Annotated in this window: 20 protein-coding genes; all 20 read left to right on the forward strand. The window is 36.8% G+C overall.

All coding sequences use genetic code 11. The annotated features are described in order from the left end of the window. Positions 1–135: 135 nt before the first annotated feature. The 20 genes from recG (at position 136) to AC1PU0_RS00880 (ending at position 24307) form a co-directional block, all read left to right on the forward strand. The gene (recG, locus tag AC1PU0_RS00785; RefSeq protein ID WP_242596490.1) at positions 136–2190 is read left to right on the forward strand and encodes an ATP-dependent DNA helicase RecG; all 2055 of its coding nucleotides are present in this window, start codon (positions 136–138) and stop codon (positions 2188–2190) included. Between the two features lie 334 nt (positions 2191–2524). Beyond that, a complete protein-coding gene (gene plsX, locus AC1PU0_RS00790) occupies positions 2525–3523 on the forward strand; it encodes a phosphate acyltransferase PlsX (protein WP_206848387.1) in 999 nt (332 codons plus the stop codon). Positions 3524–3666: 143 nt separating this feature from the next. Further along, entirely contained in the window at positions 3667–3906 is a 240-nt protein-coding gene (gene acpP, locus AC1PU0_RS00795; RefSeq protein WP_010761893.1) for an acyl carrier protein, read from the forward strand. Positions 3907–4306: 400 nt separating this feature from the next. Next, entirely contained in the window at positions 4307–5314 is a 1008-nt protein-coding gene (locus tag AC1PU0_RS00800; protein ID WP_206848388.1) for an oligopeptide/dipeptide ABC transporter ATP-binding protein, read from the forward strand. Next, complete coding sequence (locus AC1PU0_RS00805; protein ID WP_111248942.1) at positions 5314–6258, forward strand: ABC transporter ATP-binding protein; 945 nt, start codon at positions 5314–5316, stop codon at positions 6256–6258. Before AC1PU0_RS00800 ends, AC1PU0_RS00805 begins: the two co-directional genes overlap by 1 nt. Continuing rightward, a complete protein-coding gene (opp4B, locus tag AC1PU0_RS00810; RefSeq protein ID WP_069653298.1) occupies positions 6258–7220 on the forward strand; it encodes an oligopeptide ABC transporter permease in 963 nt (320 codons plus the stop codon). Before AC1PU0_RS00805 ends, opp4B begins: the two co-directional genes overlap by 1 nt. Positions 7221–7251: 31 nt before the next feature. Then, positions 7252–8157, forward strand: coding sequence for an ABC transporter permease (locus AC1PU0_RS00815; RefSeq protein WP_069653299.1), 906 nt, complete (start codon positions 7252–7254; stop codon positions 8155–8157). Positions 8158–8174: 17 nt separating this feature from the next. After that, positions 8175–9953 (forward strand): ABC transporter substrate-binding protein, encoded by a 1779-nt coding sequence (locus AC1PU0_RS00820; RefSeq protein ID WP_206848389.1) that lies wholly within the window; start codon positions 8175–8177, stop codon positions 9951–9953. A 232-nt stretch (positions 9954–10185) separates the two neighbouring features. After that, positions 10186–10716 (forward strand): transposase, encoded by a 531-nt coding sequence (locus AC1PU0_RS00825; RefSeq protein WP_479998620.1) that lies wholly within the window; start codon positions 10186–10188, stop codon positions 10714–10716. Continuing rightward, a complete protein-coding gene (locus AC1PU0_RS00830; protein ID WP_479998485.1) occupies positions 10623–11597 on the forward strand; it encodes an IS3 family transposase in 975 nt (324 codons plus the stop codon). The genes AC1PU0_RS00825 and AC1PU0_RS00830 overlap by 94 nt, the downstream gene beginning before the upstream one ends. Positions 11598–11805: 208 nt before the next feature. Then, entirely contained in the window at positions 11806–12225 is a 420-nt protein-coding gene (locus AC1PU0_RS00835; RefSeq protein WP_206850205.1) for a DUF6075 family protein, read from the forward strand. Between the two features lie 182 nt (positions 12226–12407). Next, positions 12408–12704 carry a WXG100 family type VII secretion target gene (locus tag AC1PU0_RS00840; protein ID WP_010761887.1) on the forward strand — a complete coding sequence of 99 codons (297 nt, stop codon included), beginning with the start codon at positions 12408–12410 and terminating at the stop codon, positions 12702–12704. A gap of 283 nt (positions 12705–12987) precedes the next feature. After that, a complete protein-coding gene (gene esaA / locus AC1PU0_RS00845) occupies positions 12988–16362 on the forward strand; it encodes a type VII secretion protein EsaA (protein WP_206850204.1) in 3375 nt (1124 codons plus the stop codon). 31 nt (positions 16363–16393) lie between these two features. Continuing rightward, complete coding sequence (locus tag AC1PU0_RS00850; protein ID WP_206850203.1) at positions 16394–16888, forward strand: hypothetical protein; 495 nt, start codon at positions 16394–16396, stop codon at positions 16886–16888. 14 nt (positions 16889–16902) lie between these two features. Continuing rightward, the gene (locus AC1PU0_RS00855; protein ID WP_069654466.1) at positions 16903–17163 is read left to right on the forward strand and encodes a type VII secretion protein, YukD family; all 261 of its coding nucleotides are present in this window, start codon (positions 16903–16905) and stop codon (positions 17161–17163) included. A gap of 13 nt (positions 17164–17176) precedes the next feature. Continuing rightward, a complete protein-coding gene (gene essB / locus AC1PU0_RS00860) occupies positions 17177–18349 on the forward strand; it encodes a type VII secretion protein EssB (protein WP_206850202.1) in 1173 nt (390 codons plus the stop codon). After that, complete coding sequence (essC, locus tag AC1PU0_RS00865; protein WP_479998621.1) at positions 18330–22793, forward strand: type VII secretion protein EssC; 4464 nt, start codon at positions 18330–18332, stop codon at positions 22791–22793. Before essB ends, essC begins: the two co-directional genes overlap by 20 nt. 32 nt (positions 22794–22825) lie before the next feature. Further along, positions 22826–23263, forward strand: a complete 438-nt coding sequence (locus tag AC1PU0_RS00870) for a DUF5082 domain-containing protein (protein WP_479998622.1) — start codon at positions 22826–22828, stop codon at positions 23261–23263. 22 nt (positions 23264–23285) lie between these two features. Further along, a complete protein-coding gene (locus AC1PU0_RS00875) occupies positions 23286–23597 on the forward strand; it encodes a TIGR04197 family type VII secretion effector (protein WP_111248113.1) in 312 nt (103 codons plus the stop codon). After that, positions 23597–24307, forward strand: coding sequence for a DUF4176 domain-containing protein (locus AC1PU0_RS00880; protein ID WP_479998623.1), 711 nt, complete (start codon positions 23597–23599; stop codon positions 24305–24307). The genes AC1PU0_RS00875 and AC1PU0_RS00880 overlap by 1 nt, the downstream gene beginning before the upstream one ends. The last annotated feature ends 17 nt before the right edge of the window (positions 24308–24324 follow it).

Consider the following 24324-nt stretch of genomic DNA (forward strand, 5'->3'; position numbering starts at 1 on the left):
ATAAGCCGGAATTCACAAAAATTTGAAGAGCAATTTTCGTAAATTCCTTCTTATTTCTCGGAGTTAAACACTTCTGTTCCAACCTCTTTTTCTATAGAGAATAAACAAATGAAAAGTAATACACATATCTATTTAATGAGAGGAGGAAGAGTGGTGAATTTATCGGATAATATCAGTGTCTTGACAGGCGTTGGGCCAAAACGTGCTGAGAATTTAAAGGAATTAGGCATTTATACAATAGAAGAGTTATTGTCCTACTATCCTTTTCGATATGATGATATCCAAGAAAAGGAATTAAATGAAATTCAGGATCAAGAAAAAGTCACGCTAAAAGGTTTAGTTGTATCTGAACCAGTCGTGAGCCGTTATGGCTATAAAAAAAGTCGCATGATGTTTCGGATGATGCAAGACCATGCGGTAATCAACGTGTCCTTCTTTAATCAACCGTATTTAAAAGACAAAATCGTGATGTCTGAAGAAATCGCAATTTATGGAAAATGGGATGCGAAACGGAAATCATTAAACGGCATGAAAATTTTAGCAGCTCAAAATGACGGAGAAGATTTTGCTCCGATCTATCATGTAAACAAAAAAGTTCGACAAAGTAGTTTGATCCAGCTGATTCGCACTGGCTTTGAAAAGTACGGGAATTTTATTCCAGAGTTTTTGCCAGAAACATTAGTAGAGAAATATCGCTTAATGCCAAGAAAAGAAGCGATGTTTGCAATGCATTTTCCAAATAATCCAGAAGAAAGCCATCAAGCGAAGCGGCGTGTTGTTTTTGAAGAATTTTTCTTGTTCCAATTGAAAATGCAAGGGTTGAAGAGAAGAGAAAAAGCAGAAAAAAATGGGTTGAGTGTTCAGTACGATGTGGATCGCTTAAAGACATTTACGCAGAAACTCCCTTTTGAACTGACGGACGCTCAAAAGAAAGTAACAAACGAAATTTGTCGGGATTTAATGAGCCCGAATCATATGCAGCGTTTATTACAAGGCGATGTAGGGAGTGGGAAAACGGTTGTTGCGGCAATTGCTCTTTACGCGACGATGACAGCTGGCTTTCAGGGTGCTTTAATGGTGCCGACAGAGATTTTGGCGCAACAGCATATGGAAAGCCTTCAGCAATTGTACGATCCCTTAGAAGTTCGTACAGCCCTACTAACTGGATCGACTAAAACTAAAGAGCGACGAATGATTCTTGAACAGCTTGCGACAGGTGAGATCGATATTATTATTGGAACGCACGCATTGATTCAAGAAGATGTCCGTTTCCGCCGACTAGGTTTAGTCATTACAGATGAACAACATCGATTTGGTGTGAATCAACGCCGAATCTTAAGAGAAAAAGGGTTAAAACCAGATGTTTTATTTATGACCGCAACACCGATCCCAAGAACATTGGCCATTACGGCTTTTGGTGAGATGGATGTTTCGATCATTGATGAAATGCCAGCAGGTCGGATTCCAATAGAGACGCGCTGGATAAGACCTCCTCAACTAGATACAGTTTTAGAGTGGATGGAAAAAGAATTGGCACGTGGGCACCAAGCCTATGTGATTTGCCCGTTGATCGAAGAATCAGAAGCGCTAGATGTAAAGAATGCTACGGAGATTTTTGAACATATGTCGGCATTCTTTAATCCTACATATCAAGTTGGTTTGCTTCATGGAAAAATGAAAAACCAAGAAAAAGAAGAAATTATGCAAGAGTTCAAAGAAAATAACTTGCAGTTGCTAGTTTCTACAACAGTGATCGAAGTCGGAGTCAATGTTCCAAACGCCACAGTTATGCTTATTATGGATGCTGATCGATTTGGACTAGCGCAATTGCACCAGCTTCGTGGACGTGTTGGTCGAGGTTCAGAAGCTTCTTATTGTATTTTAGTTGCTAACCCAAAGAACGAAATGGGTGTGGAGCGAATGAAAATTATGACAGAAACGAATAATGGGTTTGTACTAAGTGAAAAAGATTTAGAGTTGCGAGGACCAGGCGAAGTCTTTGGTGCTAGACAATCAGGTGTGCCGCAATTTGCTGTAGGCGATATTGTGACAGACGTCAATATTTTGGAGGTTGCGCGTCAAGAAGCGAGTACGATTTGGACAAAAGAGCAATGGTGGGTCTTGCCAGAGTATCGTGGTATTGCTGATAAGATTAAGCCAAATGATGACGAGCAACAGTTTTTTGACTAATCGTATTAAGACATTACAAAGAACTGAAGGCAAGTATGAATGCATTCTCGTTGATCTAGCTGTATGAGTCAGCTCTTCGGAAAAAAGATGAATGCTATTGGTGATAAAGAACATCACAAACAGAATTCCCTATTTTCTGCCAGAGCTAAACGACATATTCCGCTTTTCGTTGATCCAGCTACACAAATCAACTCTCAAGGAAAATAGACAATCTGTCTATGAAACCAAAAGCGTTTCTTAGTCAGATTCCTAATTTTCATGAGAGTTAAACGCTTTGTTCCGCTTTTCAATATGTTATACTATTTATTGTAATTTACCTAGGAGGGACTATGTTATGAAGATTGCAGTTGATGCAATGGGTGGCGATCATGCGCCGCAAGCTATTGTTGAAGGCGTAATGTTAGCCAAACAGGATTTTCCAGAGGTTGAGTTCTTGCTTTATGGAAAAGAAGATGAAATTAAAAAATATGTAACAGATGAAACGAATATTACGATTATTCATACGGATGAAAAAATCAACAGTGATGATGAGCCAGTCAAGGCCATTCGTCGTAAGAAAAATGCTTCAATGGTACTCGCTGCACAAGCAGTAAAAGAGGGAGAGGCGGATGCCATTTTTTCTGCGGGTAACACAGGAGCGTTATTAGCTGCTGGATTATTTATCGTTGGACGGATCAAAAATGTTGAACGTCCGGGCTTGATGTCGACTTTACCAGTAATCGGTCAACCGGATGGTGGGTTTGATATGTTAGATTTGGGAGCGAATGCTGATAATAAACCAGAGCATCTTGTTCAATATGCTGTACTAGGTTCTTTTTACGCTGAAAAAGTTAGAAATATCTCAAAACCTCGTGTGGCTCTTTTAAATAATGGCGCAGAAGAAACCAAAGGCAGTGAGTTAACTAAAAAAGCATTTGAACTACTTTCAGAAGAAGAGGGAATTCATTTTATCGGTAATGTGGAAGCGCGTGAGTTGTTAAGTGGGGCAGCAGATGTTGTTGTGACAGATGGTTTTACAGGAAATGCTGTATTGAAATCAATTGAAGGAACAGCCTTAAACATGATGGGACTTTTAAAATCATCGATCCTTGCAGAAGGAGTCAAAGGAAAGATGGGTGCGTTGCTTTTAAAGAATGTGTTACGTGGTATGAAAGATGAGATGGATTACTCTAAACATGGTGGAGCCGTTCTTTTTGGCTTAAAAGCACCTGTCATTAAAACACATGGTTCGACAGGGCCAGAAGCAGTGCGTTATACGATTCGTCAGATCCATACAATGCTGAAGACAGAGGTTGTCCCTCAGCTTGTCAGTTATTATGAAACAAAAAAATAGTACTGTTCGCAACCTGTTTGCAACCCTTTTGTAATAGTTCTGCAAAAAAAGATGGACAAATCGATCATTTGTGAGTACAATGTATCATAGCGTTCAACTCAAACGTGAGGAACGCTTTTCAAAAGCAGTGGAGGTGAATACAGTTGACTCGTGAAGAAGTACTTGAAAAAGTAGCGAAGATTATCTCAAACCACTTTGATATTGAAGCTGAGAAAGTGACAGATCAATTAAACATTAAAGATGACTTGAATGCAGATTCAATTAGTGTAATGGAATTTGTTTTAGAGCTAGAAGATGAGTTTGGTACAGAAATTTCTGATGAAGACGCAGAGCAAATTGAAACAGTTGGTGCCGCTGTAGATTATATTATGAATAACTTATAAGTTGAAATGAAGAAAGAGGCTGGGATAGAAGCGCTTAATCCCGAGAAATAAGAAGGAATTCACAAAAATTGTTTTTCAAATTTTTGTGAATTTCAGCTTATTTCCGAAGGGATTGCTTCTGCTCCCACCGTTTATTCACATTTAGGGTGTGGAACAAAAGTGATTTTTACTTTTGTTCCACACTTTTTTTGCTTATTTAGAAAAAATTTACATTACCAAAATGTTGCAATTTTTATAATTTTTATATACAATTGCTTAAATATGAGTACAATGAGAATATGAGTTTGTTAAAAACGATTACAATGAGTAGAAAAGAAGTAATTATTAAAAAAAGAAGTGTTTTTAATAAGTTTTCTTGTTGTAATACGCTATTTAATTGAGTATAGAGGAGTGTATTAAAGTGAGTGATAGCAATCAATTGTTAGATGTTCAGCATCTACATACAGGATTTCGTATCAAAGATGAGTACTATGATGCTGTTGATGATGTGTCATTTGAATTAGGAAAAAATGAAATTTTAGCAATCGTTGGTGAATCGGGTTGTGGGAAAAGTACTTTAGCTACAACAATAATTGGGTTACATGATGCAAACAATACTCGTGTAACTGGAGAAATTCTATACAAGGATTTAAATTTAACTACATTTAACGAACAACTATATAATAAAATCCGTGGTAACGATATTGGGATGATATTTCAAGATCCTTTGTCAGCGCTGAATCCACTAATGAAAATTGAAGATCAAATCAAAGAAAGCCTAACCTACCATACGAATATGAATGCGGAGCAAAAACAAGCACGGGTGATCGAATTGTTGACACAGGTGGGGATTCCTAATCCTGAACGAGTTGGCAAGCAGTATCCGCACGAATTATCTGGTGGAATGCGTCAACGTGTAATCATTGCAATCGCTATTGCATGTAAACCGGCAATCATCATCGCAGATGAACCGACAACAGCATTGGATGTAACGATCCAGGCGCAAATTTTAGATTTACTGAAGGATTTGCAAGAGGAGACTGGCTCCGGAATTATTTTGATCACGCATGATTTAGGTGTCGTAGCTGAAATGGCAGATAAGGTAGCTGTGATGTACGCAGGGCAATTTGTTGAGGTAGCAACTGCTGAAGAATTGTTTAATAATCCAAAACATCCCTATACACGCTCATTATTACAATCTATTCCGCAAGAAAATTCAGATGATAGTCAGTTGCACGTGATCGAAGGCGTGGTCCCATCATTAAGCAAGTTACCAAGAGAAGGATGTCGTTTTGCGCCGAGAATTCCTTGGATTCCAGAGGACGCTCATGAAGCAGAACCGACATTGCATGAGGTGTCAGAAGGACACTTTGTTCGCTGTACATGTTATCAGCATTTCCATTTTAGAGACGATCAGGAGGAAGTATAATGGCAGAAATCATTCAAATCAAAGACTTGAAAGTTCATTATCCTATCCGCAGTGGTTTCTTTAATCGAGTGACCGATCATGTGTTGGCAGTTGATGGTGTTGACTTTATTATCGAAAAGGGTAAAACGTACGGTTTAGTTGGTGAATCAGGTTCTGGAAAATCTACTACAGGAAAAGCAATCATCGGGTTAGAAAAAGTGACTAGTGGTAGTATTTTATATCAAGATCAAGATGTGACGAAAGCTCATAATCGTAAAGCGATGAAATATAACAAAGATGTTCAAATGATTTTTCAGGATTCAATGTCTAGTTTAAACCCAAAGAAAAGAGTGTTGGATATCATAGCAGAACCAATCCGCAATTTTGAACGGTTGAGTGATCAAGAAGAAAAGAAAAAAGTCAAAGGGCTTTTAGATATCGTTGGGATGCCAGAAGATGCATTGTATAAATACCCACATGAATTCTCAGGTGGACAACGCCAACGTTTAGGCGTAGCTAGAGCTGTTGCGACGAATCCTAAGTTGATTATTGCAGATGAGCCGGTTTCTGCATTGGATTTATCTGTTCAAGCACAAGTATTGAATTTTATGAAAAATATCCAAGAAGAATATGGCTTGAGTTATTTATTCATTTCACATGACTTAGGTGTTGTAAAACATATGTGTGATAATATTGCGATCATGTACAAAGGGCGCTTTGTAGAGATTGGGACTCGTCAAGATATTTATACAAATCCACAGCACATTTATACGAAACGGCTATTATCAGCAATCCCTAAAATTGACGTTGCACATCGTGAAGAGCACAAAGCACAGCGTCGTCAAGTAGAAAAAGAATATATCAAACATCAAAAAGAGTATTACGATCAAAACGGCCGTGTGTATGATTTACGAACAATCAGTGATACACATCAAGTAGCGTTAAAAGATGGAGGTGCAATCTAATGTGGAAGACGATTTTACGACGTGTACTCTTTATGATTCCTCAAATCTTGATTTTAAGTGTACTGATTTTCATGTTAGCTAAAATGATGCCAGGAGATCCTTTTACAGGTCTGATCAATCCAAATACGGATCCAGCAGTTATTGAGAAAATGCGTGAATCAGCAGGGTTGAATGATCCTTGGACAACGCAATATGTACGTTGGATCGTCAATGTTTTCCATGGTGATTTTGGGGAGAGTTTTATTTTTAAATTACCAGTTTCAACATTGATTGGCAGTCGTGCAGTGAATACAATTCTTTTATCCTTAGTAACCGTTGTGATCATGTATGCGATCGCTTTGCCATTAGGCGTTTTATCAGGTCGTTATCAAAATTCGATTTTGGACAAATTTGTCGTGGTCTATAACTTTTTCAGTTTTGCAGTACCACCCTTTATTTTTGCACTTGTTATGCTGTTTATTTTTGGTTACCGTTTAGATTGGTTCCCAACGACAGGGTCTGTTTCCAGTGGTGTTGAGCCAGGGACTGGAGCCTATATTTGGGATCGTTTCTATCATTTGATTTTACCAGCATTATCTCAAGCACTTTTAGGAACAGCAATCACGATTCAATATTTACGGAATGAAGTGATTGACTCTCAATCATTAGATTATGTTCGGACAGCTCGTTCTAAAGGGGTACCGACAAATAAAGTCTATACAAGACATATTTTCAGAAATGCTTCTTTACCAATCGTTTCTCAACTTAGCTATGAAATCACAGCTTTGATCAGTGGTTCTGTGGTTATCGAAAAAATCTTTGGTTATCCAGGAATTGGGAAATTATTTATCGACTCGATCGGACAACGTGATTATGCAGTGATCACCGCCTTAGTATTGATTTTAGGAGTTGCAACGCTCGTCGGAAATCTGATTTCAGATATCGTCATGAGTCTTGTAGATCCGCGGATTCGAGTTCAATAGAAAATCAATTTTAAGGAGAGGAAGAGACGAGATGGATAAAAATAAAGAAAATACAGCAGTTGCTGTACCAGAAACGATCCCACCGATGGGATTTCGAATGATCGCAAGAGAGTTTAAAAAAGACAAATTAGCAATTTTCTCACTTGTACTGTTAGTAGCCATTTTGTTGGTTGTTTTTATTGGTGCTCTATTGACTGATCAAGACAAAGTAATGACAGTAAGTATTTTAGATAAATATGCCGAGCCTGGTGGAAACTTCATATTAGGAGCCGACGAAGGTGGACGTGATATACTTGGTCAATTGATTATTGGCGCTCGTAATTCGGTTGTAATCGGTTTTGCAATCACGATATTGACATCAATCATCGGGGTAGGAATCGGTATTGTTTCAGGTTATTATGGTGGAATGTTTGATAATGCAGTGATGCGTGTCGTTGATTTTATTATGATTTTGCCGATCATGATGATCATCATTGTATTTGTTACAATCATTCCTAATTATAATGTTTGGTCTTTTGTAGGAATTATGAGTGCTTTTTACTGGGTTGCAAAAGCCCGACTGTTTAGAAGTAAAACGTTATCTGAGGTCCGCAGAGACTATGTGAGTGCCTCAAAAACTTTAGGGACAAGTGATTTTAAAATCATGTTTCGAGAAATTATGCCTAATTTAAGTTCATTGATCATCACGAACTTAACCATCAATTTTGCGGCAAATATCGGGATTGAAACAACACTGACGTTCTTAGGATTTGGATTGCCGACCAATGTACCAAGTTTGGGAACATTGATCGGATATGCTAGCAATGGTGATGTTTTAGCGAATAAAACATGGATCTGGGTACCTGCATCAGTACTGATTTTAGTAATGATGTTATGTATAAATTATATTGGCCAAGCGTTCAAGCGTTCAGCAGATGCAAGACAGCGTTTAGGTTAAGAAGAGGAGGAAGTAGTGTGAAAAGCAAAAAACTTTTGGGTTTAATTACATTGACAGCAGTGGCAACAGTGACATTAGCTGCATGTGGCGGAGGTAAAAAATCAGATTCAGGTAACAAAAATGTAGAAACTGAGGATATCAGTAAGTTTACAATGACGGTCAAAAATGACAAAGAGGCAATCAAAGGCGGGACTTTGGATGTAGCAGTTGCGTCAGATACTCAGTTTAAAGGCTTATTTTCAGAAGTCTATTACCAAGATGCGTACGACAATTATTATATGCGTCCTTCCCATGAAGGCTTATTCTCATATGATGATGATTTCGTCATCACAGATGATGGAGCTGCTAAATTAGATTTAGATGTTGACAATAAGAAGGCTACAATTACATTGAAAGACAATATTAAATGGTCAGATGGTGAAGCTGTAACTGCTGATGATTTGATTTACCCATATGAAGTAATTGGAAATAAAGAATATACTGGTATTCGTTATGATGACGACTTTACGAATGTTGTAGGGATGGATGAATACCATGATGGCAAAGCAGATACTATTTCTGGAATTAAAAAAGTAGACGATCAAACAATCGAAGTAACATATAAAGAAATGAATCCGGGAATGCTTCAATTAAGTGGCGGTGTATACATGAGTGCAATGCCAAAACACGTCTTTAAAGATATTCCAATCAAAGACCAAGAAAAAAGTGATGCTGTTCGCAAAAATCCTGTAACATTCGGTCCTTATTACATGAGTAAAATCGTAACAGGAGAGTCAGTGGAATATTTACCAAATGAACATTATTATAAAGGGAAGCCTAAGTTAGATAAAATCGTCTTTACAAACGTACCAACAGCGTCAATCGTTGAAGCGGTAAAAGCGAAAAAATATGATATGGTTTACGCAATGCCAACAGACAATTATCCAACATATAAAGACTCAGAAGGCTATCAAATGTTAGGTCGTGAAGAATTAGCATACACATATGTTGGCTTTAAATTAGGAACATATGATAAAGACAAAGGCGAAGTTGTAATGAATCCAGATGCAAAAATGGCTGATGTAAAATTACGTCAAGCAATGGGATACGCAATGGATAACGACGCAATTGGGCAAAAATTCTATAATGGGTTGCGTACTGGTGCGACAACCTTGATTCCACCTATTTTTAAAACATTGCATGATACAGACATAAAAGGGTATCAATATGACCTGGATAAAGCGAAGAAAATTTTAGATGATGCTGGCTATAAAGATACAGATGGTGATGGACTTAGAGAAAATCCTAAAGGGGAAAAATTAACGATCAACTTTGCCTCAATGGCAGGTGGCGAAACAGCTCAACCTTTAGCAGATTACTATCTACAACAATGGAAAGAAATTGGTTTAGATGTGAAATTAGCAACGGGCCGTTTAATCGATTTCCAAGCATTCTACGATAAAATCAAAAATGATGATCCTGAAATCGACGTTTTCCAAGCGGCTTGGGGAGTAAATAGTGCACCATCACCAGCCGGCTTATACGGGCGTAACGCAGCATTCAACTACTCTCGTTTTGCTTCAGAAGAAAATGATAAACTATTGAAAGCAATCGACTCTAAAGCGTCATTTGACGATACAAAACGTAAAGAAGCATATGATGCATGGCAAGAATATATGTTTGAACAAGCACCAGTTATTCCAACATTGTACCGTAATGAAATCATGCCAATTAATGACCGTGTAAAATCATTTACATGGAATTATGAAGATACTAGAGATTACTATGATATTGAATTAACAGCTGAAAAACGTTAATCTACTGTAATGAAAGATGACGATAATGTAGAGGTTGGGACAGAAGTATTTAACTCCGAGAAATAAGAAGGAATTTACGAAAATTGCTCTTCAAATTTTTGTGAATTTCGGCTTATTTCCGAAGGAGTTGCTTCTGCGACCACCGTTTATTCGATTACTAAGAGCCTGAAACATAATGATGTGACCCCCAAAAGTTGTACGTGAAAAATACAATTTTTGGAGGTTATTTTTTATGAGTTATTATGAGGTAGAATTCAAATTAAAGCTAGTGAAAGAGTACCTAGAAGGCCCTCTGGGAGGACGAGCCTTGGCTAAAAAATACGGACTCCCATCAAATGCCTTAATTTACAATTGGAAACACTCCTATCAATTATTTGGGAATGAAGGGCTCAAAAGACACCGTTCACTGACAAAATATACTAGTGAATTTAAGCGAGATGTATTACACTTTATAGAAACGACAGGTGCTTCTTTCGGTGAAGCAGCAAGACAATTCAAGCTGCCTAATGGGTCGATGATTTCTCGTTGGCAAAAGAAATACATCGCTGGTGGTCAAACGGCTCTGTCTAATCAAAAAGGGAGACCCAAAAAAAGGATGAATAAACCAACAAAAAAACAGCAAGAAACAAGCAAACTATCTCGTGAAAAGGAATTAGAGCGTGAGAATGAATGTTTGCGAATCGAGGTCGAGTATTTAAAAAAGCTACGGACTTTCCAACAAACTATTATGGCGAAGCGAAAAGACGAGTTCAAACCAGAATAGCCATAGAACTTATTGGAAAGTATCGTCAAGATCACGTATTACAAGCGATTAAGCTACCGCGTTCTACCTTCAATTACTGGAAAAAACAGATAATGAGCGAAGAAAAAATGACTCACCTAGAGAAATTGATTCAAACAATTTTTGAAGAGAATGATCGCAATTATGGCTATCGTCGAATCAAACTGGCTTTAGTGAATATGGGCTATCAAATCAATCATAAGAAAATCCGACGAATTATGAAGAAATATAACATAGTATGTATAAGCTTTACTCGTCGTTCAAGAAGGTATCGATCTTACAAAGGTTTAGTGGGAACCTTGGCAAAGAACAAGGTGAATCGTCGCTTTTTTAGCACGATGCCAAAACAAAAAATCTTTACAGATATTTCAGAATTCCACTATACTGAACGAAATTCCGAAGGAATTAAACTAAAAAGAAAAGCCTATCTCAGTCCTTTTCTTGATGGTTTTAATGGAGAAATCATAGCCTATCAATTTCAGCAAAAACCAACGTTGGATTGTGTATTGATTCCTTTAAAAACAGCCATTAAAGAAAGTAAAAAGACCAACTTTCGAACAACAATCCATTCCGATCAAGGGTGGCATTACCAAAATCAACAGTATGTTAGACAATTGAAGCAAGCAAAGTTATACCAGAGTATGTCACGAAAAGGAAATTGTTTGGACAATGCATTGATGGAAAATTTCTTTGGTCTAATGAAACAAGAAATGTATTATGGTCGTAGTTTTTCTAGCTTTGAGGAATTAAACCGAGCAGTTACAAATTATATTGATTATTACAATCATCATCGGATAAAAGCAAAATTGACTGGTATGAGTCCGGTTCAATACCGAATTCATACCAGTCGAATGACAAGTTAATCTACGTACAACTTTTAGGGCGCACATCATTATGTCCCAGGCTCTTTTTTAATTTTGATACATATCGAAAAAATATTACTAAGCTCATTGTCTTATAATCTATCAAATGGTAAACTTAATGTAAAATAAATATATACATCTATTTAAATAGAAAACTAATCTATATCTAATTAATATGTTTGAATAAAAATGTATGGGAGATATCAATATGAATCGTGATCTTATATTCAAAAACCAAGAACATATAACATTTTTTGAAAAAAATACTAAAGACAAAGAATTTAATTGCTATGAGTTTTCTTTAATTTATTTGCTAGGATTAGCGGAAGTGACCAGAATTCACTTTAACGAAATTTATTCAAAAGAATTAGGAGCTAAATATGAATCTATTTCTGCGGAATGGCAAACAGAGGAGTCTATTCGTTTAACAATTTTAGCATTTAACTTATATGAGGATTATCTATTTGGTTTTAGTGAGTTAACATATCAGAATAAACTAGCTCACGATTTTAACCATGAACAAAAAAATTGGGAGTCCTTCATTAAAATAAACTCAATTAGTAATCTATTTTCTGATGAAAATCATAGAGAGTTTTATCTACAAGCAATCAGTTTACGATTGGATTGATTTAATATAAATATTTTACAAATAAAAAAAATATCTATTCTATAAAACATTAAAAATTATCATTTGGAAGTTTATTATTTCCTTTAAATCGTAATTTGTTTCTAAAAAACATTGACAAGTATACTTAGTGACCGATATACTATTTATGGAAACAATTTTAATATAGAGTAGGAGAGATTATAATGGCAGGAGCAATTTCGGTCACACCCGAGCAACTGAAATCACAAGCGAAGGTGTATACACAATCACAACAACAAATCCAAGATGCGATTCGTAAAGTAAATTCTATGAATCAACAAATCGCACAAGAATGGAAAGGTCAAGCGTTTCAATCGTATTTAGAACAATACAATCAATTAGAAGGAAACGTTAAAAAAATGGAAGAATTGTTGATCAGCATCAATAGTCAATTGAACAAATATGCTGATACAGTCGCACAACGTGACCAACAAGATGCAAGTTCTTTCGGTTTAAACTAAATTAGTTTTGAAATAAAAAGCGTCAGTGCAATTCATTGCGCGGACGCTTTTTAATTATTTAGCTACACGGGTTAGCCACTAGGGACTACTCCAATCGCATCAATTCCTAAGAGCTAAAGCTTTATGGATGGCTATGAAACACTATTGATGGATTTAGAGTAGTACCGATTTGGTGAAGGTCTCGGAACAAAGATAAAATATGCCTGAAAAAAACGACACAAGGATATTTGTCTCCAAGGCTATAAGAGCCCGTTACGCTTTTAAATTAGGAGAGAAGAGCAAATTGAAAAATAAACTAAAAAAATATCTTCCTATTATTTCGATCGTTGTCGGTAGCCTATTGTTCTTATTTATTCTTTCTTATATTGGTTTTAAAAGTGATAATGTTCAACAAACATCTAATGAAAAGGTCACAAAAATGCAGTATGTGTTAGTTAATGAAGACAAAGGAACTATTTTTGAAGGAAAGAAATATTCTCTGGGCACCGACTTTGTCACCTTGATCAATCAAGATACCGCTAACCGTTGGGAGACTACGACCAGAAATATTGCTAGTCGAGGAGTAGCGGATGGACAATTTGATGCACAGATTATTATTCCACAAGATTTCTCTGAACGATTGCTTTCATTGCAAAGTATAAATCCTGAAAAAGCTTTGGTGGAATATCAAGTAAGAGAAGGTCAAAATGAGATAACCAATCAGGCGATTCAGGTCAAAGTGAATGACATTTTAAAAGATTTTAATCAAAGAATCGTACAAATGTATTTTTCAAGTATTGTTGGAAACCTGTCTGAAGCACAACAAAACGTCAATCAAATTGTTGGATTAGAGACGGATCACAAAAATAATTTGGAGAAAACAATTTATCTACCATTTAAAGAAGTGCCAACTAATTTTTCAAGTGTCATTGATACAGCAAGTATATTGGACGAAGACAATAAAATGTTTACGTCGGAACAAGAAGCGTTTGTTCAATCAGTGAAGCAATTGATGGAGAGTAACAATAGTACTTTAGAGTCAAATAGCCAGTCAACAGAGGAAGTACAAAAATCTGTGAATGATTATGCAGATGAAGCAAATGAAAAATTAGCAACAGCTATTAAACAGTTTAATGAACAATTTGAGCTACAAACAGAGCAATTAGAGAATCAATGGCAAAACGATTTAACCGGATACAAAGCTCAATTTGACGGTTTCGATGATAGCATAAAAAATCAGTTGGCTCTGTTTTTTAAAAAGGGATCTGAGGGTACGAATGATTCTGGCGTTTATGCCAATTTTTTGACGAATGCTTCTTCATTTAAAGAATCACAAGGGAAGAGAATTGAAGAGCTAACGAGTGAAATAACAGAGTTGGAAACACAAGTAGCGGAATTAACAACGTTAAAAGAGGATGTGGCAGAAAAGTATTACAACGATAGAAACGCCAATTCAGATAATGCGAAAGAAGACCAAGTTAAGCTAGCTATCTCAAAGTTATTATCACCTATTGAGAAAGAATCAGAAATTACGGAAGACGGGGAATACTTAACGGCTGTAAAAAATGAACTTGCCCAATTACAAAATCTTGCTCTTCCATCAAGTACGGATTTTCCCATTCTTTTAAATACGTTAGTGACTAAAGGATTGTTAACACAAGCAGAAAGCGATAAGTTAAGGGATTCATATAACATAGTGACACATTATGACCCAACTTTAACGGGTAATGGCAATCAATTCAATATAGTATCGACAGCTGAAAAAGAAGATATTTCATCTGATTTCAATGTAAAAAACACAGTGGAGATAAAGTTGACACCTGGAACAACCCAATCTTTAAAATTCTCACATACTTTTGAGGTAGGAAGCAGCGGTCTGATCGAAATTGTTGATTTGGACAAGATTAGAGCAAATTTGGAACAGGCAATCATTGCTAAATTATCTGGTTCAGACTACACAGCAGCTGTTTCTATAGAAGGAACACAGCTAAATATAGCCATCATACTTAAGGACACAGGGAGTAGTGATCCGCCCAAAAAACCTACTCAATCTCAGATGTCTTACCAAATTAATTCCCAGATAAAATGGACTTATCCAAATGATTATACCGACTATGAGTATTTCGTATGCTATTATTCCTGGAGTTCAATCAATTCAACAAACTCTGGACAACTGGCTGCTTATATAGACAAAGATCAGCCTCTAAAACAAGATTTAGCTGAACTCTTTAGTTTGTTCACGACATTAACATCAGCAGCTGAAAAATTGACAACTCTTTACGCTGATCCAGCGCAGCTAAGTCTGAATAGCTTTGCTGATTATGTTACGAGCAACCCAGATAAAACATTCAATGAGTTAGCTACACCTGATTCTGTTTACTGGTTATATGATAATATCACTGACTCAAAAAAAGTTTCTCAGATTTCGGAGTCGCTCTACACAAATTATAGGGCAAACGGAGACAGTCTATATAACGACATTGAAGAGCAGATCAACAAGTTAAACGCTACAATCGGAACAAGTACTGATAAAAACGAAGGCGAAGCACTGACTTTATACGGCACGTTAAATCTTATGACGATTCCAGATACCATGCTACAGGAAGCCTCTTTATTGGGAGAATGGTTCGATAAGGCGAATCAAGACATTGATGCAACTTATAATTCATGGAAAGAAACAGAACGAGTAGCACCAGAATCTGTCATTACGGATACAAATGCGCATCCTGAAAAGAATGATACGGCTGCAATCAATTCAACTACAGAAAACTTGGTAAAAAATATCCAGACATTGGTTAGTAGTTCAACTGAAACAGCTAAAGCAACAGCAGAATCTGCGGCACAAGTCAAAGACGTTGCTCCAACGATTAAGATGTTGAAAGAATCTACAAATAAGGTGCAAACAGATGCAAATGACATCTTAACGAATTTAGACAAAACTGTTACAGAAGTGCATAAAAAAACAGATGATAATACTAAATATGCAGAAAAATTTGATAAAGTTCTTTCAAATACCAGAAATGGCGGTTCAGATAATTCAACGGTCTTTAACTTCTTGTCAAATCCTATTCAAGAAAAAGGCGATTTTGGAAAAGCAAGACAAAATTCTTTGATTCCTTATTATGCAACAATCATCGCTGCATTTATTATTATTTTGGTCGCAACAGCGATGCAAAAATACATGAAGCGAAGAAACGTATCCAAAACGGATTTATTGATGAATCCATCAAGAGCTTGGTATAACACGTCGAATGTGACGGTCATAGTAATAAGCAGCGTAGCATTGTCAATCGCATTTGCCCTTAATTTAAGTCTTGTTGTTGGGTCGAATGCTAAAATAGCCTGGTTTAGTTACGCCTTTTTAGTATTACTTGCGGGATTACTTTTGACCCTTGGCTGTATGAGACAGTTCCGATTACTGACGCTTTATCTTAGTGGAGCAACATTAGGCTTATTCTTTATGCTGACACCATTACTAGGAGTGGCGACTAAAACAGGAACATTTACAAATATACTCTATCGAGTGTCACCATTACAAAATATTCAAAATGGCTTTACGGCATTACTAAATGGAGCCAGCATTGGTTGGGTAAGTTATCTGATACTTGTAATCCTAGCATTGAGTGGAATTCTATTGAATTTTTGGGTGAAACCAGAAGACAAAAAAGTAAACGTATGATCTTTTCTATTATTTGTAAGGGAGAAAAACGATGCAACATAGACTAAAAATTGATGTTAAAACGATTTTAAAAGGAATGCTTGTTCCTATACTGTTCATTTTCTTACAAAGTGTTCCTGTTCATGCAGATACTGGCGATTTAAAAATAAATAATCAAGTGATTTACGAAAAGAATGAAGGTAGTCAGAATAATTCTACTACCTTTACAATTAATCAATTATTTATGAAAGACATGTCTGCTCAGGATAAACAATTAGATGAAGAAAGAATGAAGTTGATTACAAATGCACAAAAAGAAGTTTTTGTAAAAGAAACACCAGCACAACGTACTGTTACCCAAGAAATAACGCCCCTTCTTTTCTCAAATGGTTACACACTGAATGATAGTTTGGATTCAGGCGACTCAGGGTTAAAAAAAGGCAATAATATCGGGTTCATTTTACTATGTGTAGTTGGCGGCCTCTTTGTCGTAGGACTTGGAATCATATTAGGTCGAGCATTTCCTACATGGTTAAAAAAAGGATAGGAAGGTAGAATGTTATGAGGAAAGACACATCTATTGGTATTGGATTACATGTGGGGAAACAAATTATTGATTTACAGATTCCTATCAAAGTTTCTGGAAATCGTTTAAAAGAGTTATTGAGAGAATCACTAGAATTACTAAACATCTCTTTACCAGAAACATTTGAATTAGAGATACTAAACAAAGCAATTAAGTTAAACGGAGAAGTTCTTCTGGCCAATTATGCACTAGGTGACGGAGATCAATTAATTGTGAAAGAGACAATGAAAAAATAAAGGGGCCTATGACGTGAGTGAAGTAAAAGATATATCAGAAAAAATAGATATCCAAGTTCAAAAAGACAAGGTATTAGTCACATTACAAGCGAATCAATACCGCTTAGCAGAGCTGGATCAATTTCAAGCCGTTCTCCAAAAAAGAGACGCATTATTAGCTGGAGAACTGTTGGAGGCAACAGAAGAGCAGTTAGTCTTATCCTATGAAAAAGATAACTACGCGGTACCAATCGATGAAGCAATAAAAAAAATGTCTCCATTTAAGAGACTGCTTTTAGCACAAAAAATTCGCTTTATTGAGCCGTTTATCCATTCTACGATTCAACCATTTATCCACCCGAGAAATATTTTTCTTTTTGGAGAAGAACTTTCGATTGCACATAGAGGTTTTATGAATCTAGTTGTCCCACATGTGACGAATGAAGAAGACTTTTTAAAACAGTATCGTGCGTTGATTCTATTTATTCTTCATCCAAAATTAGATTACGAACGGTTGATCGAAGGATCTGGCACATTACAAGATCCTCTGTCTAAAAATATTCAAGCCGCACTTTCACCAGAACAAATCGATCAAATGATCAGTGAACAAGTCGTTATCCAAAAAATGAAACAAGAAAAACAAAATCAATTTGTTAACAAAAAAAGCTATACAGTGTTTAAATGGGGCAGTCTTGTGTTGCTGTTAGCAACGCTTGTTCTAGGTTTCTTTGTTGGAAATTATGCATTGAAAGAAGTTCCTACACAAGAAAGAATCATTACGGCAGAAGCGAATTACATTGCCAATGATTATTCAGGAGTATTGAGCACATTGAAAGAAGATACACCAGAAACCTTGCCTAAAAGTGCGAAATATGTTTACGCAGTAAGCTCAATACAACTAGATAATTTATCCAATGAGCAAAAAGAGATGATTTTGAATAATATTTCTCAAAAATCAAACGAAAATACACTTTTATATTGGATCTACATCGGAAAAGGTGCGTTCGAAAAAGCCCTTGATATTGCGCAAAACGTAGGAGACAATCAATTCATTTTACATGCCTATACGAAATTATACGAAGCAACAAAACTAGACACAAAAATGAATGGTGAAAAGAAACAAGAGCTATTGACGAAATACGAAGAAGCGATTGCTAAATATATGAAATTATTAGGAGGGGCAACCGATGATTCTGAAAACGAATAAAACAGAAGATGAGTCAATGGTTCCTATTGATGATCAAATGCAACCAGCTGCAAATGTTCTCGTTGATGTTTTCTATTTTGGTGATGTCTTTTCTCACCATCAATTAACGACAGCCAAACAAGAACGAGTAATCGACGGACATTCAGTATCTTATGATGGGCAGAAAGTGTTACTTGATAACAAGCCGTTCGAAAAAAGTAATCCTAAATTTATTATTGTAAAACCAACGGACTATCAAACAATTGCGACAAACAAACCTAAAAAAGACTTTACGATTTCTAGTAGAGCTTCTTCAGCGATCAGCTTGCCAACGGCAGCATTTATTTCGGTCTCCGTTGATCCTAAGACAAATCGTTATAGTATGGATATTTACGCAAATAAAGAGGCTATCTATTTTAACGGAAAACAAGTTGTCAAGGATACCTTTGATTTCAACACTGGCGATCAGTTAATTATTGATAAACTAATTATTGAAGCACGGGAAAATCAATTAAAACTAACGAATCTAGGTGTGGAGTTTACATTAAATCCATTTGAAATCGTTGAACAAAGCTATGAACCTGAATACCCTTCAGAATTTCCGTTATTCAGACGAAGCCCGCGTATCCATCTAAAAGAACCGAAGATGGAAGTAGAAGTAACGACACCTACACCGAAAGAAAAGGAAGGGAAGAATGAACTACTAAGAACCCTTGTCCCTCCTTTAGGAATGGTGGTTTTAAGTGGTGCTACAAGCTTTTTAAGTGGCGGAAATCCGATCATGATGCTCAGTATGGGTGGCGCTAGTTTATTAACGGCAGGTTTTTCTGTTTCGAGTTATTTTACCAATAAGAAAGAAACCAAAGAGAAAAATGAACGTAGCGAAAGCTCTTATAGACAATACCTGATTCAGAAAAAAGGGGATATTTCTCTTTTACAACAAGAACAAGAACATGCGCTTACGTATATGTATCCTTCGATGAATGATCTTGCCTTAATGGCTAAAGATTATCAAGCACGGATCTATGAGCGCATGACAACCAACGAAGATTTCTTAAAAATCCATGTTGGAACTGGCGAAATCAAGTCAAGCTTTTCTGTGAGATATCAACCAAATGAAGAAAGTGAATTGAGTTCGTTAGCTGAGAAACAGCTTGTTTGGCCGTATCAACAATTAGAAGCAGCGCCGATTGTTATTCCTTTGATGGATCAAACAGTTGGTTTAGCTGGGAACTATCCAGTGTTACGGACAGCTGTTCAAACACTCTTATTCCAAATTTCAATGCTGCATTCATACCGAGATGTTGAATTTGTAACGCTAGTTCCGGAAAATGACTATGATACTAATTGGCATGCGTGGCGTTGGCTACCTCATTTGAAGATTCGCAGTTTGAATCTAAGAGGAATCATCCATAATGCCCAAACACGGGATATGGTGCTTAACTCGTTTTACCAAATTTTAACGAAAAGAAGACAAGAACTGAAAGAAAATGGCAATGAAAAGATTCGTTTCCAGCCGCATTATGTATTCTCTATTTTAGAAGAGAGCTGGTTATCTGGACATGGGCTAAATGAATTTTTAGCAGAAGACATGAGTCCGTATGGTGTGACCGTGATTTGGGGGAAAGATGCGTTACCGATGTTGCCTGAGACAACGACGACGTTGATTGATTACCAAAGCAGTGAAGCGGCAATGTTGATCAACCAAAACAATGAGTATGTGAATCAAGCGTTTGTACCGACTCATTTACCAACGGCTTATCCGATTGAAGAAGCGTTGCAGAGATTGGCAAATTTACATCATGTTGAAGTGGAGAAGAATGCCATCCCAGAAGCAATCGATTTTCTTGAATTATATGATGTAAAAGCAGTAGATGAATTAAACATCGGCACACGTTGGACAAAAGCAGATACGTCTAAATCATTAGCGGTTCCATTAGGTGTTCGTGGTAAAGACGATATTGTTTACCTTAACCTACACGAACGAGCACACGGCCCTCATGGTTTAGTTGCGGGGACAACAGGATCGGGTAAATCAGAAATCGTTCAAAGTTATATCTTATCTTTAGCCGTGAACTTTGCGCCAGAAGATGTTGGCTTTTTACCGATTGACTTTAAAGGGGGGGGAATGGCGAATTTATTTGCTGACTTACCTCATTTACTTGGTTCTATTACCAATTTAGATGGCGCGAGTTCTGCCAGAGCCTTACAAAGTATTCGAGCTGAGTTACAAAAAAGACAACGTAAATTTAGCCAATTTGGTGTGAATCATATTAATGGCTATACAAAATTATATAAACAGGGCAAAACAATTACCGATCCAGAAGAAAAGAAAAAATACCCAAGCGATCCATTGCCGCACTTGTTCTTAATCAGTGATGAGTTTGCCGAACTAAAAGCCAATGAACCAGACTTTATGGCGGAACTTGTTTCAACGGCTCGAATCGGTCGTTCTTTGGGTGTCCATTTAATCTTAGCCACTCAAAAACCTAGTGGGGTTGTCGATGACCAAATTTGGTCGAACTCTCGTTTCAAACTAGCGTTGAAAGTAGCTGATGCCAATGATTCAAATGAAATCATCAAAACACCAGATGCGGCAACGATCACGCAACCAGGTCGTGCGTATTTACAAGTCGGAAACAATGAAATTTATGAACTATTCCAATCTGCATGGAGCGGAGCGAATTATGATCCGTTTGTCTCACGAGAAGAAAAAGTGGATGAACGTATTTGGTTGATCAATCAATTGGGACAATACGAATTATTAACAGCGGATCTGTCACAAGAAGAAGATACCGTTGTGAAAAATGAAGAAGAAAAAACACAACTGGATGCTATTGTAGAAGCAATCCAAGCGTATTCAGAAGAAACCAATGCAGTATTACCAGAAAAACCTTGGCTTCCGCCACTAGAAACAGTGATCGATTCGCCTATCTTCTCGAAGGAATGGAGCGATACAAGACAATTAAGCGTTCCGTTTGGCTTTATGGATATTCCTTCTAAACAAGAGCAAGTCGTGTTCAACTTTAATTTTAATGAACTGACGCATACGGCGTTTTATGGCTCACCTGGTTTTGGTAAATCAACGGCGCTTCAAACATTAGTAATGAATCTTGCGCGATTAAATACACCAAGTCAAGTGCAGTTCAATTTATTTGATTTTGGTACAAATGGGTTGCTTCCGTTGAAAAAACTTCCTCATGTCGCAGATTTAGTGCGTTTAGAAGAAGAAGAGAAATTAGTGAAATTCTTGAAGCGAATCCGAAAAGAGATTCAAGAACGAAAAGATGCGTTTACCGATTATGGTGTTGCAAGTCTATCTCAATATGAAGAAAAATCAGGGAAAAAACTTCCTGTAGTCATTACAATCATTGACGGATTTGATGCCATCAAGGAAAGTCCGTTAGAAGAAGAAATCGAATCTGTTGTGAACCAGTTGCTACGAGAAGGGGCTAGTGTAGGTCTGTACGCTGTTTTATCTGTTCTTAGAACATCTACCTTCAAGATGAGCATGGCAAGCAATATACCATCTCATATTGGCCTATTCCTTGTAGAGGAAGGCGCAATCAGAGATGTCGTTGGGCGAGATGCATTGATTCCACAAGAAATCATTGGACGAGCACAAATCAAATTAGATGATCCACATGAACTTCAAGTCTTTCTTCCAACACATGGCGAAAATGATATTGACCGCTTAAATCATTTAGAACAAGAGATCGAAGCGATGAACGAAGATTGGTCTGGCGAACGTCCGATTAAGATTCCGATGCTTGCAAAAGTGGTTTCAATGGCTGATTTCTACGAGTCAAAACAAACACAAATGATGCTGGAAAATATGCAATTACCAATTGGTTTGGATAAAGAAACAACCAATGTTGTCGGATTTGACCCACAAGAGCATGGCTATTTTGTGATTGGAGACGATTCACCGCAACAAACAGAATACATTGAAAAAGTAATTGTAGAAAATCTAAAACATTTTGAAGGACGAGCGCAACGAGTAGTCTTTAACGGCTCAGAACGTTTCGGCGGCTTTACGGAAAGCTTTGATATGATGGTTGCTGAACCAGATTATAGTACCTTTGTTAATGATTTAGTCAGTGAAATCGAGGTTCGCCAAGACGCGACAGATCCAGAACCAATGTTTGTCTATGTTCCAGAGGCGCATGTATTTGGAGATAAAACGTTTATTACCAATGACGCAATCGATGTCTATCTAAGAAAAGCAGCGAAAGTGAAGATTTACTTTATTTTCCAAGGCAATCAAAAACAAATTGAAAATAGCTTCGATGACTTTAATAAGCGACTACGTACGAATATCCCAGCAGGAATGATCGGTACACGTTTAGCGGATCAAGGATTTATCAATGTGAAATCAGGCTATAGTGAACCGACAGTTGAGCTAGATGAGTCTCATTTCTTTGTTGGACGAAATGCTTGTCGAGTGAAGTTGGTTAGTGAATAGTTGATAGTTTAAGTGTAAAAGGAGGTAAAACGATGAGTAAAGACGATGCAGCAGAAAGAAAACGACAAGAGAGTAATGGTCGAAATCGCCAAGAAGCAACAAAATGGCAACGTATCGCAAATGAGCGACAAGCAAATTATGATCGAAATCAAAAAAAATTAGAACGATTGAAAGAAGCAAAACGAGCGTTAACTAAGTCAATGTCGTCCTTCTCCAAATTCGAAAATGAAGTCAATCAATACTCAACAAAATTGAGTACGGGACAGTTTAAAGGTACGCTTCGTACAAAATTCGATCAGAAAGCCAAAAAAATGGGAACTGCTTTGCACAAAGAAGAAAACAAGCATCAACAAAATTTATCCAAACTAGATGCAGAAATAGCAAAGAAAGAGTTAGAGCAAGGTGATTTGATGAGTGCGGTCGGAAGCGCCTTTGATATGGCAAAAAATTTCTTAGCCTCTATTTTTTAGTAAGACAAAGGAGAGATGAACTATGGCAATAGGTGTTGACAAACAAGTTTGGGACGGTGCGGTTAACAAAGCAGAGAGTACAGTATCAAGCATTTCAAAACCAACCATCAACAATTTAGGAAAAACAACATTGAAGCGATTCAAAAAAATAATCGAAACACAAAAGAAACTTGCAAATACAGTTGAATCCTTCAAAAATGTTTCGAAAACAGATACGCAAAAAATGAAAAAAGTTGCGGAACATATTGTTAGTGAAGACAAGCAAGCATCTAAATCATTTAAACAAAATACAACATTATTTGAGCAAAATACATCTAAAGTGAGGTTCAATTAATGGCGAGTTATGATACAAAAAAATTCTTCGAAGAGGTTCTAGCAAATGATGATTCTTTACTTTTTGAGGTAACGAATGAGTTGATTACAACAGGCGTTTTATTAGGAACGAACTTTCCTTTGTTAAAAGGAATTTATAAAGCCTATCGTAATGAAGAAGAACAATTCGAACATAAGCCAATGGTTGGTGCTAAATTGACGGTCTCTTTTGATCATGATACTCAACGTGTAGTGCTTGATCGTCAAACTAGTCAAGTAGAACTGACCAATGAACAGTTTCTTCAGTATATGGGGAAAATCGATGTTGCCTTTGCGCCGATTTATCCTGTTGGAACAACGGTCGAATTAGATGAAAGTATGTTAACAGAAGAACTAGCGGAACTCTTTAAAAAGGAAGAGCTAGGCGCAGTTGTCACGTTAAGCGGTCGGAAGATTTCTTTGATGAGTGGGTTTGAGCAATACATTGTAGATTATCTGGGTCATTTATGGCCTTATGGTGAGATTCCTGGGAATGATCCTATTTTGATTTCGAATATGATGATCAAACGGGTCATTGCGGAAAGTCTTACAAATGAGTATGAAGAAGCGTTTGCTTTCGATGGTTTACGAGCGACTCAGGTAACCAAGCAACAAGTTTCAACAGCGTATATGAAACCAGAAGATACGATTGCTTATTTTGAAGTGTTGTCTGAGCTGTCAGAACAAGAATAATAAGGGTAAACGCATGG

It is taken from the genome of Enterococcus sp. XAF26B05_ASV22, assembly GCF_056727285.1.